The sequence below is a fragment of the Nocardioides pantholopis genome, assembly GCF_003710085.1.
In the GTDB taxonomy this organism is placed as follows: Bacteria; Actinomycetota; Actinomycetes; order Propionibacteriales; family Nocardioidaceae; genus Nocardioides; species Nocardioides pantholopis.
Genome location: NZ_CP033324.1, coordinates 3,794,348 through 3,819,175, shown reverse-complemented (window position 1 = coordinate 3,819,175; position 24,828 = coordinate 3,794,348). Strand labels below are relative to the sequence as shown.

At 75.0% G+C, this 24,828-nt stretch carries 28 protein-coding genes; 15 read left to right on the top strand and 13 right to left on the bottom strand.

Annotated features, from left to right (window positions below; genetic code table 11):
- Positions 1–30: 30 nt before the first annotated feature.
- Entirely contained in the window at positions 31–1,206 is a 1,176-nt protein-coding gene (locus EBO35_RS18235; RefSeq protein WP_241153770.1) for an MFS transporter, read from the bottom strand.
- Between the two features lie 171 nt (positions 1,207–1,377).
- On the opposite strand from EBO35_RS18235, the gene hutH reads away from it, so the two are divergent.
- Genes hutH through EBO35_RS18220 form a run of 3 tightly spaced genes read left to right on the top strand, consistent with a single transcriptional unit; the run spans position 1,378 to position 4,930 of the window.
- A complete protein-coding gene (hutH, locus tag EBO35_RS18230; RefSeq protein WP_122818984.1) occupies positions 1,378–2,937 on the top strand; it encodes a histidine ammonia-lyase in 1,560 nt (519 codons plus the stop codon).
- Positions 2,938–2,945: 8 nt separating this feature from the next.
- On the top strand, positions 2,946–4,643 hold the full coding sequence (gene hutU / locus EBO35_RS18225) for a urocanate hydratase (RefSeq protein WP_122818983.1): 1,698 nt from the start codon (positions 2,946–2,948) through the stop codon (positions 4,641–4,643).
- Positions 4,640–4,930: a DUF1330 domain-containing protein gene (locus EBO35_RS18220; RefSeq protein ID WP_122818982.1), complete on the top strand. Its 291-nt coding sequence runs from the start codon at positions 4,640–4,642 to the stop codon at positions 4,928–4,930. The genes hutU and EBO35_RS18220 overlap by 4 nt, the downstream gene beginning before the upstream one ends.
- Before the next feature lie 14 nt (positions 4,931–4,944).
- Here EBO35_RS18220 and EBO35_RS18215 read toward each other — a convergent pair whose 3' ends face one another.
- Positions 4,945–5,466, bottom strand: coding sequence for a cupin domain-containing protein (locus tag EBO35_RS18215; protein WP_122818981.1), 522 nt, complete (start codon positions 5,464–5,466; stop codon positions 4,945–4,947).
- Between the two features lie 62 nt (positions 5,467–5,528).
- Here EBO35_RS18215 and EBO35_RS18210 point away from each other — a divergent pair, with 62 nt between their 5' ends.
- The 9 genes from EBO35_RS18210 to EBO35_RS18170 all read left to right on the top strand — a co-directional run bounded on the left by EBO35_RS18210 (position 5,529) and on the right by EBO35_RS18170 (position 13,302).
- Positions 5,529–6,182, top strand: a complete 654-nt coding sequence (locus tag EBO35_RS18210; protein ID WP_122818980.1) for a TetR/AcrR family transcriptional regulator — start codon at positions 5,529–5,531, stop codon at positions 6,180–6,182.
- An 80-nt stretch (positions 6,183–6,262) separates the two neighbouring features.
- Positions 6,263–6,598: a hypothetical protein gene (locus EBO35_RS18205; protein WP_122818979.1), complete on the top strand. Its 336-nt coding sequence runs from the start codon at positions 6,263–6,265 to the stop codon at positions 6,596–6,598.
- Positions 6,599–6,666: 68 nt separating this feature from the next.
- A complete protein-coding gene (locus EBO35_RS18200; RefSeq protein WP_122818978.1) occupies positions 6,667–7,833 on the top strand; it encodes a glycosyltransferase in 1,167 nt (388 codons plus the stop codon).
- A gap of 48 nt (positions 7,834–7,881) precedes the next feature.
- Positions 7,882–8,223, top strand: a complete 342-nt coding sequence (locus EBO35_RS18195) for a DUF1801 domain-containing protein (RefSeq protein ID WP_122818977.1) — start codon at positions 7,882–7,884, stop codon at positions 8,221–8,223.
- Between the two features lie 20 nt (positions 8,224–8,243).
- The gene (locus EBO35_RS18190; protein ID WP_122818976.1) at positions 8,244–8,585 is read left to right on the top strand and encodes a DUF2200 domain-containing protein; all 342 of its coding nucleotides are present in this window, start codon (positions 8,244–8,246) and stop codon (positions 8,583–8,585) included.
- A gap of 248 nt (positions 8,586–8,833) precedes the next feature.
- On the top strand, positions 8,834–10,081 hold the full coding sequence (locus tag EBO35_RS18185) for an HNH endonuclease signature motif containing protein (protein WP_122818975.1): 1,248 nt from the start codon (positions 8,834–8,836) through the stop codon (positions 10,079–10,081).
- A gap of 103 nt (positions 10,082–10,184) precedes the next feature.
- Positions 10,185–11,054, top strand: coding sequence for an NmrA family NAD(P)-binding protein (locus tag EBO35_RS18180; RefSeq protein ID WP_122818974.1), 870 nt, complete (start codon positions 10,185–10,187; stop codon positions 11,052–11,054).
- Positions 11,055–11,131: 77 nt separating this feature from the next.
- Positions 11,132–12,988 (top strand): 4-alpha-glucanotransferase, encoded by a 1,857-nt coding sequence (gene malQ, locus EBO35_RS18175; RefSeq protein WP_122818973.1) that lies wholly within the window; start codon positions 11,132–11,134, stop codon positions 12,986–12,988.
- A complete protein-coding gene (locus EBO35_RS18170; RefSeq protein WP_206422610.1) occupies positions 12,985–13,302 on the top strand; it encodes a hypothetical protein in 318 nt (105 codons plus the stop codon). Before malQ ends, EBO35_RS18170 begins: the two co-directional genes overlap by 4 nt.
- Here the strand turns inward: EBO35_RS18170 and EBO35_RS18165 are convergent.
- From EBO35_RS18165 to EBO35_RS18120, 11 genes are all read right to left on the bottom strand, one after another.
- Positions 13,225–14,334, bottom strand: a complete 1,110-nt coding sequence (locus EBO35_RS18165; protein ID WP_122818972.1) for an HAAS signaling domain-containing protein — start codon at positions 14,332–14,334, stop codon at positions 13,225–13,227. The two genes, EBO35_RS18170 and EBO35_RS18165, sit on opposite strands and share 78 nt — an antisense overlap.
- A complete protein-coding gene (locus EBO35_RS18160) occupies positions 14,331–14,681 on the bottom strand; it encodes a PadR family transcriptional regulator (protein WP_206422609.1) in 351 nt (116 codons plus the stop codon). The genes EBO35_RS18165 and EBO35_RS18160 overlap by 4 nt, the downstream gene beginning before the upstream one ends.
- A 136-nt stretch (positions 14,682–14,817) precedes the next feature.
- Positions 14,818–14,961 carry a hypothetical protein gene (locus EBO35_RS19640; RefSeq protein ID WP_164478040.1) on the bottom strand — a complete coding sequence of 48 codons (144 nt, stop codon included), beginning with the start codon at positions 14,959–14,961 and terminating at the stop codon, positions 14,818–14,820.
- Between the two features lie 95 nt (positions 14,962–15,056).
- The gene (locus EBO35_RS18155; protein ID WP_122818971.1) at positions 15,057–15,923 is read right to left on the bottom strand and encodes an HpcH/HpaI aldolase/citrate lyase family protein; all 867 of its coding nucleotides are present in this window, start codon (positions 15,921–15,923) and stop codon (positions 15,057–15,059) included.
- Positions 15,924–15,928: 5 nt separating this feature from the next.
- Positions 15,929–17,017, bottom strand: coding sequence for an HpcH/HpaI aldolase/citrate lyase family protein (locus tag EBO35_RS18150; protein WP_122818970.1), 1,089 nt, complete (start codon positions 17,015–17,017; stop codon positions 15,929–15,931).
- A gap of 97 nt (positions 17,018–17,114) precedes the next feature.
- Complete coding sequence (locus EBO35_RS18145) at positions 17,115–17,627, bottom strand: DnaJ family domain-containing protein (protein ID WP_122818969.1); 513 nt, start codon at positions 17,625–17,627, stop codon at positions 17,115–17,117.
- 23 nt (positions 17,628–17,650) lie between these two features.
- The gene (locus EBO35_RS18140) at positions 17,651–17,992 is read right to left on the bottom strand and encodes a hypothetical protein (RefSeq protein WP_122818968.1); all 342 of its coding nucleotides are present in this window, start codon (positions 17,990–17,992) and stop codon (positions 17,651–17,653) included.
- Between the two features lie 64 nt (positions 17,993–18,056).
- Positions 18,057–19,538 (bottom strand): MFS transporter, encoded by a 1,482-nt coding sequence (locus tag EBO35_RS18135; protein WP_206422608.1) that lies wholly within the window; start codon positions 19,536–19,538, stop codon positions 18,057–18,059.
- Positions 19,535–20,872 (bottom strand): M20/M25/M40 family metallo-hydrolase, encoded by a 1,338-nt coding sequence (locus EBO35_RS18130; RefSeq protein WP_122818967.1) that lies wholly within the window; start codon positions 20,870–20,872, stop codon positions 19,535–19,537. The genes EBO35_RS18135 and EBO35_RS18130 overlap by 4 nt, the downstream gene beginning before the upstream one ends.
- A 37-nt stretch (positions 20,873–20,909) precedes the next feature.
- Positions 20,910–21,167, bottom strand: a complete 258-nt coding sequence (locus EBO35_RS18125; RefSeq protein WP_122818966.1) for a DUF6458 family protein — start codon at positions 21,165–21,167, stop codon at positions 20,910–20,912.
- A gap of 159 nt (positions 21,168–21,326) precedes the next feature.
- A complete protein-coding gene (locus EBO35_RS18120) occupies positions 21,327–21,941 on the bottom strand; it encodes a nitroreductase family protein (RefSeq protein ID WP_122818965.1) in 615 nt (204 codons plus the stop codon).
- A 47-nt stretch (positions 21,942–21,988) separates the two neighbouring features.
- On the opposite strand from EBO35_RS18120, the gene EBO35_RS18115 reads away from it, so the two are divergent.
- The 3 genes from EBO35_RS18115 to EBO35_RS19635 all read left to right on the top strand — a co-directional run bounded on the left by EBO35_RS18115 (position 21,989) and on the right by EBO35_RS19635 (position 24,791).
- Positions 21,989–23,365, top strand: a complete 1,377-nt coding sequence (locus EBO35_RS18115) for a formimidoylglutamate deiminase (protein ID WP_122818964.1) — start codon at positions 21,989–21,991, stop codon at positions 23,363–23,365.
- Positions 23,362–24,570: an imidazolonepropionase gene (gene hutI / locus EBO35_RS18110; RefSeq protein ID WP_122818963.1), complete on the top strand. Its 1,209-nt coding sequence runs from the start codon at positions 23,362–23,364 to the stop codon at positions 24,568–24,570. The genes EBO35_RS18115 and hutI overlap by 4 nt, the downstream gene beginning before the upstream one ends.
- Positions 24,571–24,644: 74 nt before the next feature.
- Positions 24,645–24,791 carry a hypothetical protein gene (locus tag EBO35_RS19635; protein ID WP_164478039.1) on the top strand — a complete coding sequence of 49 codons (147 nt, stop codon included), beginning with the start codon at positions 24,645–24,647 and terminating at the stop codon, positions 24,789–24,791.
- Positions 24,792–24,828: the final 37 nt, after the last annotated feature.

The following is a 24,828-nucleotide window of genomic DNA, read 5'->3' as shown; positions in this document are numbered from 1 at the left end:
GCCCGGCACGCCACGGCGACCCGTCCCGCCTCAGGAGAGCTCGCGCTCCGCGTCGACCGGGACCAGGGGCGCCGCGAGGACCGGGAACAGGGCGGCCAGCGCGAACGCCGCGGCGTACCCGAGGTGGGTGACGGCCAGCCCCGCGACCGGCGGCACGGCGGACCCGGCCAGGAACTGGGCGGTGTTCTGGACGCCCAGCGCGCGGCCGGACCAGAACGGGCCGGCGCGCTCGGCGACGGCGGTGAACGCGAGCCCGTTGTCGGCGACCGTGACCACGGTGGCGAGCACGACCAGCGGCACCGCGATCGCCCAGTCCAGCCCGGTGGCCAGCGCGAGCAGCCCCATCGCGGCCGCGGCGGCCAGGGCGACCCAGCGCAGCGGCGCCATCCGGGCGCCGACGACGTCGGAGAGGTGCCCGGCGGCGATCCGGCCCAGCGCGCCGAGGACCTGGGCGCCCGCCACCAGGCCGCCGGCCGCGGCCGGGGACCAGCCCCGCTCCTGGACCAGCCAGACCAGCGCGAACGTCCACACCACGAACTGCGGGACCACCAGCAGCACCGAGACGCCGTGCACCCGCGGCAGGAAGCGGTCGCGGCGGTACGGGCTGGGGGTGCCGCCGGCCGCCCGCGCGGGGCGCGGCGGGTCGATCACGACCAGCGCCACCACGACCGCGCTGGCCGCGCAGGCCAGCGCCGGCGCCCAGAGTGCGGCCTGGACGCCGGAGCGGTCGGCGACGACGGCGATGGTCAGGGCCGCGACCCCGACGCCGAGCGGCTGGGCCATCTGCCGGATGCCCATCGCCAGCCCGCGTCGATGGGCGGGGAACCAGCCCACGACGACCCGGCCGCCGGCCGAGTTGGTGCTGGCCGCGGCCGCGCCGGCCAGCAGCAGCGCGAGCGCCATCGGGACCAGGCCGTCGACCAGGGCGCTGACCACGCCGGCGACCGCCGCGGACCCGAGCCCGGCCAGCAGCACGAACCGCTCGCCGACCCGGTCGGTCACCCAGCCCCAGGCGACCAGCGCGAGCATCACGCCGACGGTCGGGGCGGCCGCGACCAGGCCGGCCTGGGCGAGCGAGAGTCCCTCCTGCTCGTGCAGGGCCGGGATCAGGAAGGCCGGGCCGTGGTACATCACCGCGGCCGAGGCCTGGGCCAGGGTGCTCGCCGCCAGCATCCACCAGCGGCGTGCCGCACCCACCTCGTCCACCGCGCCAGTCAACCCGGGGCGGCCTCCGGGGCCGCGCCGGGTCTCGGCAGGCGGCCGGTGACGTTGCCGACACCGGCCCACTGACCCGAGCTGGGATCCGAGTCTGGGATCCGAGACACGGGCGCCCGCTTCGCTCTGGCGGGGGACGACGTCGAGGCCTGCAATGGAGCGATGAGCGTCGAGCCGCGAGTCGAGCCACCGGTCGGGGTGGACGTCGACCCCCTGTCCTTCGCCGAGGTCGTCGCGGTCGCCCGGCACGGCGCGGGGGTGGTGCTCACCCCCGCCGCGCAGGAGGCGGTACGCCGGGGGCGGGCGGTCGTCGACGCGCTCGCCGCGGGGCCGCGGCCGGCGTACGGCATCTCGACGGGGTTCGGCGCGCTCGCCACCCGGCACGTCCCGGCGCAGCGGCGCACCCAGCTGCAGCGCTCACTGGTCCGCTCGCACGCGGCCGGGTCCGGGCCCGAGGTGGAGCGGGAGGTGGTGCGCGCGCTGATGCTGCTGCGGCTCTCGACGCTCGCGACCGGGCACACCGGGGTGCGGCCCGCGACCGCCGCGCTGCTCGCCGGCCTGCTGGACGCGGGGATCACCCCGGTCGTGCCCGAGCACGGCTCGCTGGGCTGCTCCGGCGACCTGGCGCCGCTCGCCCACTGCGCGCTGGCGCTGATCGGAGAGGGCACGGTCCGCGACGCCGCGGGGGTCGCCCGTCCGGCGGCCGAGGCCCTGGCGGCGGCCGGGCTCGCGCCGGTGGAGCTGGGCGAGAAGGAGGGGCTGGCGCTGATCAACGGCACCGACGGGATGCTCGGGATGCTGGTGCTGGCGCTCACCGACCTGCGGCTGCTGCTGCGCACCGCGGACATCGCGGCGGCGATGTCGGTCGAGGGCCAGCTCGGCACGGACCGGGTCTTCGCCGCCGAGCTCCAGCGGCTGCGCCCGCATCCGGGCCAGGCGGCGTCCGCGGCGAACCTGGTCGCGCTGCTGGCGGACTCCCCGATCGTGGCCTCGCACCGCGGCCCCGACTGCCACCGGGTCCAGGACGCCTACTCGCTGCGCTGCTCCCCGCAGGTGCACGGGGCCGCCCGGGACACCGTCGAGCACGCCGCCGCGGTCGCGACCCGCGAGCTCGCCGCGGCGATCGACAACCCGGTGGTGGTCGGCGACCGGGTCGAGTCCAACGGCAACTTCCACGGCGCTCCGCTGGGCTACGTGCTCGACTTCGCCGCGATCGTGGCCGCCGACGTCGCCTCGATGAGCGAGCGCCGCACCGACCGGTTCCTGGACCGGGCCCGCAGCCACGGGCTGCCGCCGTTCCTCGCCGACGACCCCGGCGTCGACAGCGGGCACATGATCGCCCAGTACACCCAGGCCGGGATCGTCTCGGAGCTCAAGCGGCTCGCGGTGCCGGCCTCGGTGGACTCGATCCCGTCCAGCGCGATGCAGGAGGACCACGTCTCGATGGGCTGGTCGGCCGCCCGGACCCTGCGCCGCTCGGTGGACGGGCTGACCCGGGTGCTGGCCATCGAGGTGCTGACCGCGGCCCGGGCGCTGGACCTGCGGGCGCCGCTGACCCCGGCGGCCGCGACCGGCGCGGTGGTGCGGCTGCTGCGCGAGGCCGGGGTCGAGGGGCCCGGCCCGGACCGCTACCTGGCTCCGGAGATCGAGACCGCCGTGGGCCTGGTGCGCTCCGGGGCCGTCGTGGCCGCGGTCGAGGACGAGATCGGAGCCCTGCGATGACCCCTGGGATGACCCCTGAGGACCGCCCCCCGGTGCGGGCCCCGCGCGGCACCGGGCTGACCGCGCGGTCCTGGCAGACCGAGGCGCCGCTGCGGATGCTGATGAACAACCTCGACCCCGAGGTGGCCGAGCGCCCCGCCGAGCTGGTCGTGTACGGCGGGACCGGCAAGGCGGCCCGCAGCTGGGCGGCGTACGACGCCATCGTGCGCGAGCTGCGCGCGCTGGGTGACGACGAGACGCTGCTGGTGCAGTCCGGCAAGCCGGTGGCGGTGCTGCGCACGCACGCGTGGGCGCCGCGGGTGCTGCTGGCGAACTCCAACCTGGTCGGCGACTGGGCCACCTGGGAGGAGTTCCGGCGGCTCGAGGACCTCGGGCTCACCATGTACGGCCAGATGACCGCCGGGTCGTGGATCTACATCGGCACCCAGGGGATCCTCCAGGGCACGTTCGAGACGTTCGCAGCGGTGGCGGACCAGCGCTTCGGCGGCAGCCTCGCCGGCACGATCACGCTGACCGCGGGGCTCGGCGGGATGGGCGGCGCGCAGCCGCTGGCGGTGACGATGAACGGCGGCGTGGCGATCTGCGTGGAGTGCGACCCGCAGCGGGTCGCGCGGCGCCTGGAGACGCGCTACCTCGACGTGCTCGCCGACGACCTCGACGCCGCGCTGGCACTCGCGGTCCAGGCCCGCGACGAGCGCCGGGCGCTGTCGGTGGGCGTGGTCGGGAACGCTGCCGAGGTGGTGCCGGCGCTGCTGGAGCGCGGGGCCCCGGTCGACGTCGTCACCGACCAGACCTCCGCCCACGACCCGCTCTCCTACCTGCCCGCCGGCGTCCCGTTCGATCAGTGGCGGGAGCGGCGGGAGGCCGACCCGGCCGGGTTCACCGAGCAGGCGCGCGCCTCGATGGCTGCGCACGTCGCGGCGATGGTGGGCTTCCGCGACGCCGGCGCGGAGGTCTTCGACTACGGCAACTCGATCCGCGACGAGGCCCGCAAGGGCGGCTTCGAGCGGGCCTTCGACTTCCCCGGCTTCGTGCCGGCGTACCTGCGGCCGCTGTTCTGCGCGGGCCGCGGCCCGTTCCGCTGGGCGGCGCTGTCCGGGGACCCCGCCGACATCGCGGCCACCGACCGGGCAGTGCTCGAGCTGTTCCCCGACGACGAGCGGCTGCGGACCTGGCTGACGATGGCGCAGGAGCGGGTCGTCCACCAGGGGCTGCCGGCGCGGATCTGCTGGCTGGGGTACGGCGAGCGGCACCGCGCCGGGCTGCGGTTCAACGAGATGGTCGCCTCCGGGGAGCTGTCCGCCCCGGTGGTGATCGGGCGCGACCACCTCGACGGCGGGTCGGTCGCCTCGCCGTACCGGGAGACCGAGGCGATGCGCGACGGGTCCGACGCGATCGCCGACTGGCCGCTGCTGAACGCGCTGGTCAACACCGCCTCGGGCGCCACCTGGGTCTCGATCCACCACGGGGGCGGGGTCGGCATCGGCCGCTCGATCCACGCCGGGCAGGTCGTGGTCGCCGACGGGACCGAGCTGGCCGCGCAGAAGATCGAGCGGGTGCTGACCAACGACCCGGCGATGGCAGTGGTGCGCCACGTCGACGCGGGCTACGAGCGGGCCGAGCAGGTCGCGGCCGAGCGCGGGGTGCGCACGCCGATGGCCGAGGCCGCGACGCCCCCGCCGGGACCCGGCAGGATGGGCCCATGACCGCCTACTGGATCAGCATCTACAAGGACGTCCTCGACGAGGCGAAGCTCGCGGCGTACGCCGAGCTCGCCGGCCCCGCCCTGACCGACGCGGGCGGCAGGTTCATCGCCCGCGGGTTCCCCGAGCTGACCTACGAGTCGGGGCAGGCGACCCGGACCGTGCTCATCGAGTTCGCCTCGGTCGAGGCCGCCCGGGCAGCCCACGACGGCCCGGCCTACCAGGAGGCGCTGGCCGCGCTCGACGGTGGCGCGGTGCGCGACATCCGGATCGTGCCGGCGGTCGAGTAGGGACTTATCACTGTTCAATCGGGGATCGGCGGGCCGAGCACCTCGAGCCCGTAGCGGGGTCCAGCCTCGGCCCACCGGCCGATCTCCTCGGGCATCGAGCGTCCCTCGCCGTCGCGGGGGATCCGTCGGGCGCCGGCCGGCACGCCCACCTCGTCGTACAGGCCGAGGAGCCCGCCCGGGACGGTCAGGCTGAGGAACCGTGCCGGTCTGTCGCCGCGGATCCGGAAGGCGTGCGGCACGCCGCGGGGCAGGTAGAGGAACCACCCGGCGCTCAGCTCGTACGTCGCCTCGCCGGCGCGGTAGCTGAGCTCGCCCTCGAGCAGGAAGAGCGCCTCCGCCTCCCGCTCGTGGCGGTGCAGCGGCGTGGCGATCCCCGGCGGCTGGGTCACGAGTGCCACCCCGAGCCCGCCGCCGGTCTGCTCCGGGCCGGCGAGGTGCTCGAAGAGCGACCCCATCGCCCAGGTGCCGCGGCCGGTCCCCGGGCCGCAGGCGACCACGTCGTCCACCTGGTCGTGCCGAGCGCTGGTCTCCGTCATGGCTACCACCCACCGGAATTGGTCCGAATCGGCCTCGGACGAATATTGCTACGCTAGGCCGCGTGGACCAGCCCGTCAATGCCCCGGGCGCCCGCCGCTACGACTCCCCGGTCCGGCGCGAGCAGGCCGAGGCCACCCGTCGCGCGGTGCTGCGGGCGGCCCGGGCACTGTTCACCACCCGCGGGTACGCCGAGACCTCGGTCGCCGAGATCGCCCGGCGGGCCGGTGTCTCGGTCGACACCGTGTACGCCAGCGTGGGCCGCAAGCCCGCCCTGCTGCTCGCCGTGCACGACATGGTCCTGGGGGCGGCCGAGGAGCCGGTGCCCGCCGAGGACCGCGACTACGTGCGCCGGATCCGGGAGGCGGCGAGCGCCGAGGAGAAGATCCGGCGCTATGCCGACGCCCTCGGCGAGCGGCTCCCGCAGACCGTGCCCCTGGACCGGGCGCTGCGCGAGGCCGGCGCCCGGGACCCCGCCTGCCGGGAGGTCCGCGAGGCCATCGGCCGGCGCCGGCGCGCGAACATGCTGCTGTTCGCCCAGGACCTCCAGGCCACCGGGCGGCTGCGCCCGGAGCTCACCCTCGAGCAGGTCGCCGACCTGGTGTGGTCGATGAACTCCCCGGAGTACTTCCAGCTCCTCGCCGATGCCGGCTACCCGCCCGAGCGGTACGCCGACCTGGTGGCCGATGTCTGGACCCGGACGCTGCTCGGCTCCTGAGATCCGCTGCCGCCCTCGGTGGCAGGGGGGAGACGCGTCCGCGGGTAGGCTCGTCGCTGCCGATCAGACAGGGGTGCGAGATGACGGCGAGCCGTTCCGCTCGTGAGAGGAAGGCCGCCGCGGACGGCGGTCCGCTGGCGAGGGTCAAGATCGACGTCGACGCCGACCAGCAGTTCGTCTACAAGATCAGCTGCTCCGCGTGCGTGGTCAAGGGCGGGCGCAACTGGTCGGCGTACCGCGCCGGTGGCGACAACGGCTACCTGGCCGCGATGGACCGCTGGATCTTCCACCTCACCGAGAAGCACCCGGACGTCGAGGCGCCGTGCCTGGCGTACCTCCCCGAAGCGCAGCAGCGGCTGCACGAGCGCCGCGAGCAGCAGGGCTCCGGAGCCGCCGGGGGCGACCCCTCCGCCTGAGGGACGACCCGAGGCGCGAGGACCTCCGAGGGGTTCCCGTCGGGTCCGGTGGCTGCGACGCTGTCGTGATGCGCGTGCTCCTCGCCAGCACCGCGGGCTCCGGTCACTTCGGCCCGCTGGTCCCGGTCGCGCACGCGTGCCGGAGCGCCGGTCACGAGGTGGCCGTGGCGGCCCCGGAGTCGTTCGCCGCCCAGGTCGCCGGCGCAGGGCTGGAGCACCTGGCCTTCGCGGACGCACCGAGTGTGGTGCTGGCGCCGGTGCTGGCCAGGCTGCCCTCGTTGTCCACCGAGGAGGCCAACCGCACAGTCCTCGCGGACGTGTTCGGCCGGCTCGACGCCCAGGTGGCGCTGCCCGGGGTGACGGCGATCATCCAGGAGTGGGGGCCGGACCTCGTGGTCCGTGAGCCGATCGAGTTCGGGTCGCTGGCGGCGGCGCTCGCGGCCGGCGTACCGCACGCGGTCGTCGCCGTGAACGTCTCGGCCCTGATGGACCGGGTCTCGGCGGTCGTCGCGCAGCCGCTCGCAGAGCTCGACGAGATCGCCGGGATCGCGCTGGGCAGCTGCTCGGCGGCGCTCCGCACCGCGACGACCTTCACCAGCGTGCCGCGGATCCTCGACGACGCGCGCCCGTTGATCATCGGGTACGGCGGGCCGCTGCACCGCTATCGCGCACCGGCCGGCACCGGCGACCGCGAGCTTCCGCCGCCCTGGGGGGATCCCGCCGACCCGCTGGTCTACGTGAGCTTCGGCTCGGTCGCCTCGACCCTCCCGCACGTCGCCGGCGTGTATCAGGCGGTCCTCGGCGCGCTGGCCGACGAGCCGCTGCGGGTGCTGCTCACGACCGGGGACGGCCTCGATCCCCACGCGCTCAGCGCCCCGGGGAACGCCTGCGTGCGTCGGTGGTGGCCGCAGGCGGCCGTCCTGCCCGAGGCGTCGGCCGTCGTCGGGCACGGCGGGTTCGGGACGACGCTGGCGGCGCTGGCGGCAGGGGTGCCGCAGGTGCTGCTGCCGCTGTTCGCGATGGACCAGTTCGTCAACGCCGAGCAGGTCGCGGCGGTGGGCGCCGGGGTCAGGCTCCTCGGTGGCGCCGACGCGGCGGTGGGGGTGCCCGCCGCGCTCGGCACCGTGCTCGGCGAGCCCCGGTACGCCGCCGCCGCGCAGGCGGTCGCCGACGAGATCGCCGCGCTGCCCCCGGTCACCGAGGTCGTCCGGGCCCTCGAGGAGCTCGCTGGCTGACCTCGCGCGGTCCTATCCAGCAGGCGCCGGGCTCGGTACGGTGATTCGATGACCGAGGACTGGCGGACCGGGACCATCGAGCAGGCGCGTGCCCTGATCCTGGCCGCCGACCCGGACGTGGTCGAGGAGGCCAAGTGGCGCAAGGCCGCGAACCCCGACGGCGTCCCGACGTTCTCCTGCGCCGGTCTGATCTGCACGGCCGAGACCTACCGCGACAAGGTGAAGCTGACCTTCGCGCAGGGCGCCGCGCTCGACGACCCGTCGAGTCTGTTCAACGCGAGCCTGGACGCCGGCACCCGCCGCGCCATCGACCTCCGCGAGGGCGACGTGCTCGACGAGGCCGCGTTCACCGAGCTGGTCCGCCGGGCCATCGAGCACAACCGGTCCTGAGTCGCGGCCTGGGTGTGCCGATGAGCCGGATCTTCACGGTGAGCGTCGCCTCGGTCTACCCGCACTACCTGACCAAGGTGGAGAAGAAGGGGCGCACCCGAGCCGAGCTCGATCGGGTGATCGAGTGGCTGACCGGCTTCGACGAGGCCGCCTTGGGCCGCCACCTCGCGGCCGGCACGACGTTCGAGGACTTCTTCGCTGCCGCCGCTCTCCACCCGAACGCGGTGTCGATCACCGGCACGGTCTGCGGAGTGCGGGTGCAGGACGTCGAGGACCCCCTGATGCGGCAGATCCGCTACCTCGACAAGCTCGTCGACGAGCTGGCGCGGGGAAAGTCAATGGAGTCGATCCTGCGTGCGTGAGCTTGCGCGCACAGGCCGGTTTGTCCGCTTTTTCGCACACGTCACCCTCGCCAATGCCGCCGGCGGACCGGCCTGACGGCGCCGCCCGTCAAGGTCTGGTCGGCGCGACGGGGCGGCGTACGCCTGTATCGGAAGTGGTTGTCCACAGTTTCCAGAAATGTGGATTGAGCCTATTGCTTCGATTCGAACAGGTGAACGATTAGTGTTAGTGGCGGGGGTGCCACGCCTGGTGACTTCCGGGGGCTGCGATGGCGGAGACGGTTCACCCGTTCCTGGTGGGTGCGGAGTCGATCGAGGGCGTGCTGGACAAGCTGGTCGGCCTCGAGCCGGTGTTCCTGCCGGTCGCCGAGAAGCGTGAGGCCCTGCTGGCGCTGGCGCGGTTGTCCTCGCGCGTCGAGGCTCTGCAGGCGAAGCTGATCGCGTGCGCCGGGGAGGTCGCCGAGGCTGACGGGCACCGCGATGTGGCGGGGTGGCTGGCACACCGGACCCACGCCTCGGGGGCGGCGGCCCGGCGGGCTCAGCGGCTCGGGGTCGCGTGCGACCGACGCTGGCAGCGACTCGGCGGGTCGCTGCTCACCGGGCAGGTGAACGTCGACCAGGGCCACGTGATCGCGGGCGCCCTCGATGACCTCGCCTCGGCCGCGGCGCTGGTGGACATTGGCGCCGAGGAGTGGGGTGAGGTCCTGGCCCGGGCCGAGCAGCACCTGGTCGAGCAGGCCGCGCACTTCGGGCCGCGGGAGCTGCGGCGGCTGGGGGAGCGGATCCTGGAGGTGGTCGCTCCCGAGCTGGCCGAGGAGCTGGAGGGTCAGCAGCTGGCCGACGCGGAGCGGCGGGCCCGGCGGCGTACGTCGCTGCGGATCCAGCACCTCGGCGACGGCACCGCGCTGATCAAGGCCCGGGTGCCCGACGCGGTCGCGCTGCGGCTCACGACCTCGCTGGAGGCGTTCACCAGTCCCCGTCGCTCAAGCGACGGTGCGGAGCAGCAGCCCTACGACCGCCGCATGGGGGAGGCGTTCTGCTCGCTGCTGGAGACCATCGACCCGGCCCGGCTGCCGCTGCACGGCGGGGATGCCACGACGATGATGATCACGATGGACGTCGACGCGCTGGTGAGCGGCCTCGGGACCGCGGCCCTGGCCGACGGCTCCCGGATCACCGCCGGCGAGGCACGCCGACTGGCCTGCACGGCGAACCTCGTCCCGGCCGTGCTCGGCACCCGGTCGGTGCCGCTCGACCTGGGCCACACGGCGCGGCTGTTCACGCCCGCCCAGCGCAAGGCGCTGGCCCTGCGGGACCGGGAGTGCCGCGCCGACGGATGCTCGATCCCCGCGGCCTGGACCGAGGCGCACCACCTCCAGCCCTGGTCCCGCGGTGGGAGGACCGACCTCGCGAACGGGATCCTGCTCTGCTCCCGACACCACCACCTGGTCCACGACGACCGCTACCTCCACGACCGCATGCCCAACGGCGACGTCCGCTTCGCTCGGCGGCGGTGAGCCGGCGGAGCTAGTGTCGGGATCTCGACCGCAGACCGGCGGCGGGCGGCCACGGCGCCACTCCGCTGGAGCGGGCCATGAGCGGCCCTGAGGGGGGATCGACGTGGAGCGTGAGACGACGACCGAAGGCGGCACCACCCGCGTGCTGGTGACCGGGGTCCGCGGCAAGACCGGGGCTCCGCTGGCGGAGCTGCTCGCCGCGCGCCGCGACGTCGAGGTGCTCGGCGGCAGCAGCGACCCGTCGACGGTGAGCGGCCCGGGGGTCCGCCCGACCGCGTTCTCCTGGGACGACCCGGCCGGCTGGGCTGCGGCCACCGACGGCGTCGACGCGGTGTACGTCGTACGCCCCGACCGCGCCGACGCGCCGGAGCTGATCGCGGCGTTCCTCGCCGAGACGGCGCCGAAGACCCGGGTGGTCCTGCTGTCCGAGCGGGATGCCGACGACGTCGCGCCCGACGGGTGGGCGGCGCACGTCGAGCAGGTCGTGCGCGGAAGCGGCCGGGCCTGGACCATGCTGCGGCCGAGCTGGTTCATGCAGGTCTTCACCGACCCCCGCTTCTACGGCGGGCGGCTCGCCGAGACCGGCGAGCTGCCGTTCGCGAGCGGCGGGGTGGGCCTGGCCTGGATCGACGCCCGCGACATCGCGGCGGTTGCGGAGCAGGCGCTGCTCGACCGGCGGCACGCCGGCCGGGTCTACGAGCTCTCCGGCCCGGAGGCCCTCTCGCTGCCGCGCACCGCCGAGCTGCTCTCCGGGGCGATCGGGCGACCGGTCACCCACCGCGACGTGCCGATCAAGGAGGCCGTGGCCGGGACCGAGGGGTTCGAGCGGGACCTGATGGCGCTGACCTTCGAGCGGGTGCAGGCCGGCAGCTTCGCGGCGGTGACCGACGACGTCGAGCGGGTCACCGGCCGCCCGGCGCGGTCCTTCGAGGCCTTCCTCGCCGACGCCGAGCCGATCCTGCGGCGCCCCTGACGCGCGAGTGACCCACGTCGCTGGCCGGGAGCGGTAGCCGCAGGCATGCGCGCCGCCCGGTCGGGCACCGCAGCGGCATGACCGACGCTCTCTCCGTTCCCCTGGCCGCCCCTGCGGCCGACGCGTGGGGTCTCCAGCAGGACTGGGTCGACGCCGACGACCGGCCCCAGCGGGTCCCCGACGCCACGATCGAGCGGCTGCGCGAGGTGATCGGGACCCCGCCGGCCGACCTCGAGGACACCGCGCCGATCGTCACCCGGCCCGGTCGGCCGCTCGGGCTCGGCGACGTCACCGTGCGGTGCGAGGACGGCACCACTGTCTCCGTGAGCGACACGCTGCCGCAGGACTTCCCGCTCGGCTACCACACGCTGCGCGACGCCGCCGGGCGCGAGCGCCGGCTGATCGTGTCGCCCGGGCGCTGCCACGTCCCCACCCAGCAGCGCTGGGGCTGGACCGTCCAGCTGTACGGCGCCCGCTCCCACCGCAGCTGGGGCATCGGCGACCTCGCCGACCTGCGGCGGCTGCGCGAGTGGACCGAGGCCCTTGGCGGTGGGTTCCTGCTGGTCAACCCGCTGCACGGGGTCGCTCCGACGCTGCCTCAGGAGGCCAGCCCGTACCTGCCCGCCACCCGCCGGTTCCGCAACCCGGTCTACCTCGCCGTCGAGGACGTCCCCGGCGTCGACGAGGCGGACCTCGCGCCGTACGCCGCGGAGCTCGAGCGGCTGCGCGGCACGGAGCTGGTCGACCGTGACGGCGCCTGGCGGGTGAAGCGGCCGGTGCTGCAGGCAGTCTTCGACCGCACCGGCGGCGGCGCCGAGTTCGCGGCCAGGCGCCGGGACTCGGCGGCCGTGGAGTCCTGGGCGACCTGGTGCGCGCTGGCCGACCGGCACGGCCCGGACCGGCTGACCTGGCCCGAGGAGCTGCGTCGTGCGGACGGTCCCGGCGTGGCGGCCTTCGTCGCGGAGCACGCCGAGGAGATCCGCTTCCACGCCTGGCTGCAGTGGCTGCTCGACCTCCAGCTGCGCGCGGCGACCGGGGAGCTCACGGTCCTGCAGGACCTGCCGATCGGCGTCTCCGGCAGCGGCGCCGACGCCTGGGCCTGGACCGACGCCCTCGCCACCGGCGTCACGGTCGGCGCCCCGCCCGACCTGCTCAACAGCATCGGGCAGGACTGGGGGTCGCCGCCGCTGGTCCCGTGGCGGCTCCGGGCGGCCGACTACGAGCCGTTCATCGAGTCGGTGCGCGCCACCATCGCCGGCGCCGGCGGTCTGCGCATCGACCACGTGATGGGCCTGTTCCGGCTGTGGTGGATCCCCGAGGGCACGGCACCGACCGAGGGTGCCTACGTGCGCTACCCGGCCGACGACCTCCTCGACATCGTCGCGCTGGAGTCCCACCGCGCGGGCGCGGTGGTCGTCGGGGAGGACCTCGGAACCGTCGAGCCGGGGGTCCGCGAGGCCCTCGCCGAGCGCGGGATCCTCTCCTACAAGGTGCTCTGGTTCGAGGACGAGGACCCCGCCGAGTGGCCGGAGGGGGCGCTGGCCGCGGTCACCACCCACGACCTGCCGACCGTCGCCGGGCTGTGGACCGGCTCGGACGTCACCGACCAGCTCGAGGCGACCGACATGGCCGAGGACGACGTCCGCGCCGGCCGCGAGGACCTGCTGGTCCGGCTGCGCCGCGACGGGCTCGCCGCGGACGCCGAGGTCCCGGAGGCCGTCGAGGCGGCGTACCGGCAGCTCGCCCGGGCGCCCTCGCTGCTGCTCTCCGTCGCCCTCGAGGACGCGGTCGCCGAGGAGCGTCGGCCCAACGTCCCGGGCACGGTCGAGCGGGAGAACTGGCGGATCCCGCTGGCGGTCCCGCTCGAGGAGCTGGTCGCGGACCCGCGCGCCGAGCGGCTGGCCCGGCTGGTGGGCGACCTCACGGCCCGGTGAGCGGGCCGCCGACCGATCCGGGCGAGTTCGTCGCCCGGCTGCCGCTCGGCTGGTCGGAGGTGGAGTACGCCGGACGCCGCTACGGACTCAGCCGGACCGTCCAGGTCGGCGGCCGCAGCGAGAAGGTGTACGCCGAGGAGCTCGGCGGGTCCGACGTGGTCAGCGCCAACCTCTACCGACCGCGCCAGGGGCCTGCCGTGCTCCGGCCCTGCGAGATGTCCGCGGCGAAGGTGACCTCATTCCTGGCCGGACTGCGGCTTCGGGGCGGCGGGAGCGGGAGCCTCGGTGGGGACCTCGGCCTCGGCGGCCGGTGAGGTGACCGGCGGCACCTGGGCGAACGGTGCGACCGGCGTCGTGAGCGGGCCGGACTCGCGGTCCTCGTCCCGGCAGGTGCCGCGGCGCTGCTCGCGCTGGAGCAGCGGGAAGACGTGGAAGAGCTGGCTGCTGCCGTTGCGCCAGCCGCACCCGACGGTGCGCTCGGCGCCGTAGCCGCTGGCGGTCGTCCTCGCCGCGATCGCGAGCGGCCGGCCGTCGGCGTCGTAGAGCTGCACGCCGTCGAGGGGCTGGCCCGCGCTGTCGTAGGCGAACAGGTTGCGGACCGGGACGCCGTCGAGCCGCAGCCCGGTGGACCGCTCATCGGCCCCCATCACGTAGCCGTCCTGGAATGCAGTCCCCTCGTAGGACGAGTGCAAGGTGGCGGCGCTGGGCAGGTTCGAGGCGACCACGAGCAGGGCGACGAGCGCGCCGGCGTTGATCGCGAGCAGCCCGAGCCGTTCCCGCAGCGGGCTGCCCGGACCGCCGTGCAGCCGCAGCCGCCCCTGGCCGAGCAGCACGCTCGCCACCACAGCGGCGGCGAGCAGCACCTGTCCGATGAGCGGGCCGTTGAACGAGGGGATCAGCGTGACGAGCTCCGGGGGTCCGGCGAGCTGGTCCAGCAGGGTGACGACGGCCCAGGCCCGCAGCACCCACCAGGCCGGGCGCAGCGGAAGCAGCACCCGCCAGGCCTCCTCGGCGGCACGGTGGCTCGAGACCAACTGGGACAGGTCCTCGCGCAGGCCGTCGAGGGTCTCCTCGAGCTCGGCCGCGGTCGGCAGCGTCGGTCGCGGCGCGCGTCGCGGCCGCCGGCCGGGCGCCTCGGGCAGCCCGGCGGCGGCGCGCAGCTCCGCGGCGTACCGCTCGGGGTCGCCGAGGTCGGCGCCGTCGGCCACCTGGTCGGCGAGGTCGGCAGTCAGGCCGCCGAGCAGCTCCTCGCGCTCCTCCTCGGAGAGGTCGGCGAGGTGACCGCTGACGGCGGCCACGAACGCCTCGACCTCGGGCCGGTGCGCGGTGTGGGTGGGGTCGTTCATGAGTCGGCTCCCTGCGCGGTCGGCTGGTGCGGGTGGTCGAGGAGGGCGGTGACGGTCCCGGTGAAGGTGTGCCAGTCCTTGGTCTGGCGCTCCAGCTGGTCGCGGCCGGCCTGGGTGATCCCGTAGTACTTGCGGTGCGGGCCCTCGTCGGAGGGAACGACGTACGACGTGAGCGCGCCGGCGGCGTACAGCCGGCGCAGGGTGCCGTAGACCGACGCGTCCCCGACCTCGTCCAGGCCGCCGGCGCGCAGCCGGCGCAGGACGTCGTACCCGTAGCCGTCCTCGTCCGCGACGACGGCGAGCACTGCCAGGTCGAGGACGCCCTTGAGCAGTTGGGTGGTGTCCATGCATCGCAGACTAGTGCGCGATGCGCGGTAGTGCGGAGAAACGAGCACTACGGCGTGTCGAGGGGATGGCGGCCGCGGACGCAGCGAGACCCCCGACCGGTCCGGTCGGGGGTCTCGCGATGCTTGGTGCGCCGGGCTAGAAGACCCTGCGGCGCGAACCGCCCATGGGCACGAAGTTCAGGATCAGCCCGACGACCAACAGGATGGCGCCGATCGTCGTCAGGATGCTGATGCTGGCGACGAGGCCGATGATGAGCAGGATCAGTCCAAGGATGACCATGGTGGTTGTTTCCCTCCGTAGGTGAGTGAGCACCCGTTAACCGGCCCGCCGATCCGGCAAACCTGCGATGCGCGTCACCGCGGGCGGAGGCCCGCTCAGCCCTCCAGCGCCTGGACCGCCTCGTGGATGCTCAGGGTCCGCTGGGCGGACTCGACGTGCAGGTTCTCCACCATCCGGCCGCGGTAGGTCACGACCCCGGCGCCCTGGCCGTCCTGCCAGGCCGCGATCAGGCCCCGGGCGTCCTCGACCGCCTCCGCCGACGGCGCGAACGCCTCGTTCGCGCCCGCCACCTGGCCGGGGTGGATCAGGGTCTTGCCGTCGAAGCCCATCTCGCGGCCCTGGCGGCACTCGGCCAGGAAGCCGTCGAGGTCCTTGACGTCGTTGTAGACGCCGTCGACGATCGCGATCCCGGCGGCGCGAGCGGCCAGCAGCGCGGTGTGCAGCGACGGCAGGATCGGCGCGCGGCCGGGCACGTGCTCGGCGTACAGCTCCTTGACCAGGTCGTTGGTGCCGATCACGAACGCCGTGAGCCGCTCGGAGGCCCGGGCGATCGCGAGCACGTCGAGGATCGCGACCGGGGTCTCGATCATCGCCCAGAGCTTGGTGTGCGCGGGTGCGCCGGCGCGCTCCATCGCCGCCACCAGCTGCTGCACCTCGGCGGCGCTGTTCACCTTCGGGACCACGATCGCGGCCGGCCCGGCCTTCGCTGCCGCCTCGAGGTCGGCGTCGTGCCACTGCGTGCCGAGGGCGTTGACCCGGATCGTGACCGTCCGGCGGCCGTACTCCCCGGAGCCGACCGCCGCGCAGGCCGCCTCGCGGGCGGCCTCCTTGGCGTCGGGCGCCACGGCGTCCTCGAGGTCGAGGATCAGCGCGTCGCACGGGATCGACTTGGCCTTCTCCAGCGCTCGCTCGTTGGAGCTGGGCATGTAGAGGACCGAGCGCAGCGGCGTGAAGTCGCTCATCGCGCTCAGCCCTCCAGCTCGATCGCGTCGTACTGCTTCTTCAGCTCGGGGTCGATGGCGGCCAGCTGCTCGGCGAGCTCGACCATCACCAGGCACTGCTTGAGGGAGGCGTCGTCCTCCATCTTGCCGTCGAGCATCACCGCGCCGGTGCCGCCGCCCCCCAGAGCAGACATGGCGGCGGCGACCCGGCGGGCGTGCCGGACGTCCTCGACGCTCGGGCTGAAGACCCGGTTCGCGATCGCGATCTGCTTGGGGTGCAGGCTCCAGGTGCCGACGCAGCCGAGCAGGAACGCGTTGCGGAACTGGTCCTCGCAGGCGACGACGTCGGTGATGTCGCCGAACGGCCCGTAGTAGGGGTAGATGCCGTGCATCGCGCAGGCGTCGACCATCCGCGCGATCGTGTAGTGCCACAGGTCCTGCTGGTACGTCGTGCGCGGACCGTTGATCTCGCCGCCCTCCGGGTCCTGGCGGACCAGGTAGCCGGGGTGGCCGCCGCCGACCCGGGTGGTCTTCATCCGGCGGTCGGCGGCCAGGTCGGCCGGGCCCAGCGAGAGACCCTGCATCCGGGGGCTGGCGCCGCAGATCTCCTCGACGTTCGCGACGCCGCGGGCGGTCTCGAGGATCGCGTGGACCAGGATCGGCCGGTCGAGCCCGGCCTTCGCCTCGAGCTGGGCGAGCAGCCGGTCGACGTAGTGGATGTCCTCGGCGCCCTGCACCTTCGGCACCATGATCACGTCGAGCCGGTCGCCGATCGCGGGCACCAGCGTGGTCAGGTCGTCGAGGCCCCAGGGGCTGTCCAGGGCGTTCACCCGGGTCCACAGCTGGGTCGGTCCGTCGCCGCCGAGCCCGGGGGTCTCGCGGGCGATCTTCACCAGCCCCTCGCGGGCGGCGACCTTGTTGTCGGCCTTGACCGCGTCCTCGAGGTTGCCGAGCAGCACGTCGACGGTGCCGACCATGTCGGGCACCTTCGCGGCCATCTTCGGGTTGCTGGGGTCGAAGAAGTGGATCGCTCGGCTGGGCCGGGCGGGGATCTCCGTCAACGGGGTCGGTGCGCCCACGGCGAGCGGGCGGAAGAAGTCCTTGGCGCTGCGCATGCGCGCGAACGTAGCAGCGCCCCGGGACGGCTCGGTATGAGCCAGGTCTCGGTGGACGGGCGGTGGGCGGGTCGGGGATCCCCCGAGGCAGCCCGGTTCAGCGCCGGCGCCACCGCCACCGGGAGCGGCGGGGTGGTGGCGGTGCCGGTGCCGGCGTACGCCGGGCGGCCCGGCGCTCGCGCCAGGCCTCGACGGTGGCCTCCACGTCCCGGGGCATCGTCACCAGCGGCGGCCCCTCGGGGAGCCGGTAGCGGGCGGCGATGACCCGGGTGTTGAAGTCCTCCAGCTCGCGGCGCACCTGCTGCTCCGAGCCGAGCCGGTCCAGGCGGTCGTCGAGCTCGGCGTCCTCGTGGCGCAGCTGCACGCTCATCGGCAGCACCACGATCCGCTCGCGCTCGATGAGCCTCTTCAGCCACCAGTCGGGGTCGTGCTCGCCGCCGAGGCCCTCGATCGGCTTGCCGGCGCCGGGCAGGTCCTCGAAGTCGCCGCGCTCCATGGCCTGGCGGACCTGCAGGTCCACCCAGGTCTGCTGCTGGGCGATGCGGGCCCGGGCGGCCTTCCGCTCCGGGGCCTGGCCGGGGTCCGGCTCCGGGCGCGGGTCCTGCTCCATGCCCTCCGAGGATAGTGCGCGGGTCAGGCCAGCGAGGGCAGGAAGATCGCTGCGACCACCAGCAGGCCGGTTCCCAGCAGGGCTGCTGCCACGGCGGCCAGCGTCATCGCGGCGGCCGGGGAGGACCGGCGCAGGGGCAGGGCCCCGGAGGCAAGCCCGAGCGGAAGCAGCATCGGCAGCGCGATGAGGGCCGCGGACGCCAGGCCGAGGTTCGCGTCCTCCGTGGGCTGGGCCATGGTCACGATCCCGACGACCACCGCCACCGCGATCCCGACGACGCTCACCACCTGGGCGGTCCGGGCCAGCCGGCGGAAGGTGCGGTCCTCGGAGCGGGGGGACACGGGGGCAGGGGTCGTCTGCGTCATGGCTGGATTCTGGCGCCTCCGGGGCGCCTCCGCCTGAGCACGGGGGCTCAGGGCTGCGGCCCGGTCAGCGGAGCGCGGGCTCCTCGGTCAGGTCGGGGGCGGCCTCGCGCGGCATCATCAGCAGGGCGAGGGCGGCGAGCAGGGCGGCGACGGCGCAGACGGCCCAGACCGTGAGGTAGCCCGACATCGGGGCCTGGCCCTCGTCGGGGCCGTCCAGGGAGCCGGTGGCGGTCAGGGCGATCGCGAAGATCGCCGAGGCGATGGCGCCGCCGACGGTCTTGGTCGCGTTGGTCATGCCGGTGGCGAAGCCGGTGCGGTGCGCGGGCGCGGCGGCCGCGGCGGTCGCAGGGAGGGCGGCCACCAGGGCGCCGGACCCGAGCCCGGCGACTGCCATGTTGAGCAGCGCCTGGCCGGTCGTGTCGTGGAAGACCAGCCACAGGCCGTAGCCCACCGCCACCAGCACCGAGGACGCGACCAGGGCCCCGCGGGCACCGAGCAGCCGCGAGGTCAGCGGCAGCGTGAAGGCGCCGATCGCGAGGAAGACGACGTACACGCCGATCAGCGTGGAGACGAAGCCCGCGCTGGCGCCCAGGCCGTAGCCGGCCACGGCGGGATCGGTCTGCGCGAACGTGGAGAGCGGGATCTGCGCGCCCAGCACGGACATGCCGAACAGGAACGCGGTCAGCTGCACCGGCCACTGGGCCCGGGTGGCGAGCAGGCGTACGTCGACCAGCGGCTCGGCCAGGCTGTTCTCCCAGCGCACGAACGGCACCAGCGTCGCCAGGCCGAGCAGCACCAGCATCCAGGCGACGACGCTGCCGGGGCCGTCCAGGCGGACCACGACCAGGCCGGCCATCACCAGGCCCAGGGCGGCGGTGACCAGCGCCAGGCCGGTCCAGTCGATGCCGCCGGACGACTCGCCCGGGAGGTCCTCCACGCCCCACCAGATCAGTGCCAGGCAGGCGGTGACGACGATCGCGGGCAGCATCAGCAGGACCGTCATCGAGGTCGCCTCGACCAGCGCCCCGGAGGTGAGCGCGGCGACGATCACCGCCAGCTCCAGCGCACCGACCAGCACGCCGGCGGCGCGGCGGGTGAGCACTGTCTGCCGGCCGCTGCCGGCGGTGCGGCGGTGGATGATCGCGATCTCCAGCGGCAGCCACACGACGTACGCACCCTGGAGCGCCCACCCGATGAGGAACGTCGTGAAGCCCGGCGCCAGCGCCAGCATCCACGAGCCGAGCGCGGTGACGGCGGTCGAGAGCAGCAGCACCTTCTTGTGGCCGACCAGGTCGCCGAGCCGGGCCAGCAGCGGCACGCACAGCGCGGACACGATCAGCTGCGCCGCCTCGAACCAGTTGACGTCGCCCTCGGGGATCGACAGGTGAGCGGCGATGTCGGGGTAGATCGGGGTGTAGTAGCCCTGGAGGACGCCGCTGGCGATCTCGACGCAGACCAGGAACCCGACGACGGCGGCCAGGCCGTGCACCGGCCGGATGCCGCTGCCGCTGCCGCTGCCGGTCGGGGCGGGGGCGGGTGCGCTCACGCGGGGAGCCTCTCGATCAGGCGCCGGTACCAGTCGACGCCGTCGAGGAGGGCCTCGATCCCGAGATGCTCGTCTGCGGCGTGGATGGACTGGCGCTGGGCCAGCGTCATCCGGAACGGCGCGAAGCGGTAGACGCGCTCGCAGATCGTGGTGAAGTGCCGGGCGTCCGTGGCGGCCATCATGACGTACGGCGCGGGCACCGCGTCGGGGAACACCTCGCGGATCGTCGACTCCAGCAGCCGGAAGGCGTCGTCGTCGACCGGGGAGAGCGGGCTCGGCTCGTGGGCCTCGACGACCTCGAGCCGGACCTGGTCGTCGCCGATGGTGCAGCGCACGTGCTCCACGACGCCGGCGACGGTGTCCCCGACCATGACCCGGATGTTGACGCCGGCCTTCGCGTTCGCCGCGATCACGTTGATCGCGGGGCTGCCGGAGAGCGTGGTCACCGCGACTGTGGTCCGGGCCATCGCCGCGGTCTCGGGCCCGGCCGCCAGCAGCACCCGGGTCAGCAGCGGCCGCAGCCGGCCGGCGTTCGCCAGCACGGGGCGCAGCGGGGCGGGGGCGTGCGGGGCGAGGCGCCGGAACAGCTCGACGGTCGGCTCGGGCACCCGCGCCGGCAGCGGCGCCCGGTCCAGCCGGGTGATCGCCCGGGCCAGCCGGGCCGTCGGGCCGTTGCGGGTCGGGGTGGAGGCGTGGCCGCCGCTGCCCTCGACGCTCAGCTCCAGGGAGGTGACGCCCTTCTCGGTGACGCCGACGACGCCGATCGGCGCGCCGATGCCGGGGAACGCCTCGCTGGCGACGGCGCCGCCCTCGTCGACCACCAGCCAGGGGCGTACGCCGCGGCGTACCAGCTCCGCGACGGCGAGCGGGGCGCCCTGGCCGAAGACCTCCTCGTCGCAGCCGAGGCTGATCCAGACGTCCTGCGCCGGGACGAAGTCGCGTTCCAGGAGGGCCTCGACGGCCTCGCAGATGCCGACCACGCAGCCCTTGTCGTCGAGAGTGCCGCGGCCCCAGACGCTGCCGTCGACCAGGTCGCCGGAGAACGGCGGATGGGTCCAGCCGTCCTCGACGGGGACGACGTCGAGGTGCGCCATCAGGACCACCGGCCGCGCGGCGGAGGCGCCGGGCCAGTGCACCAGCAGGCCGTGGGTGTGCACCCGGGTGACCTCGAGGCGCTGGTGGATCAGCGGGAAGCGCCGCTCCAGCTCGACCAGCAGGTCCTCGAACGCCTGCGGGTCGAGCTGGTCGGGATGGCTGACCGTGGGGATCCGGACGAGGGCCTGCAGCGTCTCCACGGCGCGCGCGTGCGGGTGCGCCTCCCAGGTGCCGGTCACGGCGGCAGGCTAGCCGGGGCCGGCCGCCGGGGCGGGGTCAGACCGCGGCCGGCGGGTCCAGGTCGTTGCGCTGCTCGTTGACGGTCTGGCGACCGTCGGCGTGGGTGGTGCGGGAGACCGAGGTCGCGCTGCGGCGCGCGTTCATCTGGATGGCGGTCAGCAGGATGACCAGCAGGCCGGCGCCGGCGAGGATCCAACCGACCATGGTGAGGTCGACGTTGCTGATCGAGTCAGTGACGGCGAACCCGAGGATCAGTCCGATCGCCAGCAGGAAGACACCGAGTCCGTAACCCATGACAGTTTTCCTTTGGTCGCGCCCGCCCGATGGTCGGGCAGGTTCCTCCGCGCCGTATCCGATGCGGCCGGGCCGCAAACGACGCGGCTGCGACCAGTGGGCCACGAACGACCGTTGACCCGGACGCGCCGGGACTGTGGACTGGCGGGCGTGCCCGCCTCAGCCGCCGACCCGCCAGCCGCCCCGGTGCACGACCTCGTCCAGCGGCCGGCGCCGCCGACGGGCGGGGGAGCCGGCGCTGCCGGGCTCCGCGGCCGGGTGGCCGAGCGAGATGACGCCGACCGGGTCGTGGTCGGCCGGGATGCCCAGCTCCGCGCGCACCGCGGCGTCCGCCTCCGGGGGTACGCCGAAGAAGCAGCCGCCCAGGCCCTCGTCGACAGCTGTCAGCAGCACCAGCAGGCTGGCCATCGCGGCGTCCATGTGCCAGAACGGCATCGACCAGCGGGCCTCGTCCCGGTCGGTCCAGCCCTTGTCCGGCTCGGCGTAGCGCTCGACGTACGCCGAGCGGCTGCTGCACGGCACGATCAGCACCGGCGCTGTCATCATCCCCTCCAGCCACCGGTTGGTGGGGGCGCCCGAGCCGGTCGTGGCGCGCCAGAAGCGGGCCACGTCCGCGGGGGTGTCCAGGACCACGAACGCCCAGCCCTGGGAGAACCCGGCGCTGGGTGCGCGGACCGCGTTGGCCAGGGCCCGGTCGACGACCGCCGGGTCCACCGGGGTCGGCTCGTAGCGGCGGACCATGCGGCGCCGGCGTACGACGTCGGTGAACTCCATGCCCGCCAGTATCCGGGGCGGGCCGATGCGCTGGAGGTGCCGGTCCGGTGAGCGGGTCGGCGTACCTCCTGGAGCGGGCCTGGGTGGACGGCGCCGTCCACGACGAGGTGCTGGTGGAGATCGAGGACGGCCGCTTCACCGCCGTACTTCTCGGGCAGTCCTCGGGGTTCTCGGGGTCTGCCATGCCCGAGAACCCCGAGGATCCCCGGTTCACCGGGGATCCCAGGCCCAGACCCACCCGCCTGGCCGGCCTCACCCTCCCCGGGTTCGCGAACGGCCACAGCCACGCGTTCCACCGGGCCCTGCGGGGACGCACCGAGCGTGGGCGGGGGACGTTCTGGACCTGGCGGGAGCAGATGTACGCCGTGGCGGCGGCGCTGGACCCGGACACCTGGCTGGCGCTGGCCCGGGCGACGTACCGGGAGATGGCGGCGGCCGGCTACACGACCGTGGGGGAGTTCCACTACCTGCACCACCAGCCCGACGGGACGCCGTACGACGAGCCGAACGTGATGGGGCTGGCACTGATCGAGGCGGCGGACGAGGCCGGGATCCGGATCGCGCTGCTCGACACCTGCTACGTGTCCGGCGGATTCGGGGCGCCGGTCGCGGGCGCCCAGGTCCGCTACGACGACGGCGACGCCGAGCGCTGGGCAGCGCGCGTCGCCGCCCTCGCCGAGCCCGAGCACGTCCGGGTGGGGTCGGCGATCCACTCGGTCCGGGCGGTGCCGCGCGAGCAGCTGGAGACCGTCGTCGACGCGGCCAGCGGGCGCCCGCTGCACCTCCATCTCTCCGAGCAGCCGGCCGAGAACGACGCCTGCCGGGCTGCCTACGGCGCCACCCCGACCCAGGTGCTGGCCGACGCCGGGGTGCTGGGCCCGGACACCACCGCTGTGCACGCCACCCACCTGACCCCGACCGACGTCGCGCTGCTGGGCGGCACCCGCACCACCGTGTGCCTGTGCCCCACGACCGAGCGCGACCTCGCCGACGGGGTCGGGCCGGCCCGGGCGCTCCGGGCGGCCGGCGCGCGGCCCAGCCTCGGCAGCGACAGCCACGCGGTCATCGACCCGTTCGAGGAGATGCGGGCCCTCGAGCTCGACGAGCGGCTGGTCACCCGCACCCGTGGCCACTGGCCGGCCGCCGACCTGCTGGCGGCGGGCGCCCGCCACGACAGCCTCGGCTTCCCCGACGCCGGCCGGATCGCCGTGGGGGCCCGCGCCGACCTGGTCACGCTGGACACCGCGAGCGTGCGCACCGCCGGCACCGGCGCCGACGAGCACACGGCCGTCTACGCGGCCGGCGCCGCCGACGTCACCTCGGTGGTCGCCGACGGCCGGGTGGTGGCCGGGCCGGGGGAGCAGGCCGAGATCGGTCGCGAGCTCGCTGCGGCGGTCGCCGCCGTGCTGCGGAGGGTCCGGTGACCAGCACGCTGGTGACCGGCATCGCCGAGCTCGTCACCAACGACCCCGAGCGCGGGCCCGGGCCCCTCGGCACGGTCCCCGACGCGGCGCTCGTGGTCGAGGGCGGGCGGGTCGCCTGGGTGGGGCCGGCCGCCGGCGCGCCCGCCGCCGACGCGGCGTACGACGTGGCCGGCCGGGCCGTGCTGCCCGGCTTCGTCGACAGCCACAGCCACCTGGTCTTCGCCGGCGACCGGGCGGCTGAGTTCGCGGCCCGGATGGCCGGGGAGCCCTACACCGCCGGCGGGATCCGGGCCACGGTCGCGGCCACCCGGGCCGCCACCGACGAGCAGCTCACCGCCCAGGTCGCGCGGCTGGTCGCCGAGATGCGCGCCCAGGGCACCACCACCGTCGAGATCAAGAGCGGCTACGGGCTCACCGTCCACGACGAGGCGCGCAGCCTCGCCGTCGCCGCCCAGTTCACGACCGAGACCACCTTCCTCGGCGCGCACGTCGTACCGGAGGGCAGCACCCCCGAGGAGTACGTCGCGCTCCTGACCGGCCCGATGCTGCGGGCCGCGGCACCGCACGCCCGCTGGATCGACGCGTTCTGCGAGGAGGGCGCCTTCGACGCCGACCAGGCCCGCGCGGTGCTGGCCGCGGGCGCGGCGGCCGGGCTGCGCGGCCGGCTGCACGCCAACCAGCTCGGGCCGGGCCCCGGCGTCCGGCTGGCCGCCGAGCTCGGCCTGGTCGCCGTCGACCACTGCACGCACCTCACCGACGCCGACGTCGCCGCGCTCCGCGACGCCGGGACGATCGCGACGCTGCTGCCCGGGGTGGAGTTCTCCACCCGCCAGCCGTGGCCGGACGCCCGCCGGCTCCTCGACGCCGGGGTCCGGGTCGCGCTCGCCAGCGACTGCAACCCCGGCTCGTCGTACACGACCAGCCTGCCGCTGTGCATCGCGCTGGCCGTGCGGGAGATGGGGATGACCCCGGGCGAGGCCGTGCACGCCGCGACCGCCGTCGGCGCCGCCGCGCTGGCCCGCGACGACGTGGGGGTGCTGGCGCCCGGCAGCCGGGCCGACCTCCAGGTCCTGGAGGCGCCCAGCCACCTGCACCTGGCCTACCGGCCCGGGGTGCCGCTCACCCACGCCACCTGGACGGCCGGGCGCCCGGTGCCTCAGACGGCGCCCGCCGCCGGAGGACCGCCGGGAGGCGCCCGCGAATAGGGCTGCTGCCCGATGCCCCGGCCTACCTCAGAGACGGACTCTGGTCGTCCACCAGCAGAACTGAGGAGCCCGAGATGTTCACCGACAGCAGCATCGTCGCCAAGAGCGAGATGGAGTACCGCAGCACCCGGATCCGCAACGGCGTGCCGAGCACCCGCCGCGGCTTCCCCCGGTCCCCGCGGGCCCGCCGCGTGGCCCGGACCAACCAGGGCACCCGCTGAGCCCCCTGCCGCCTCCCGACACCGCTGGTCGAGCCGC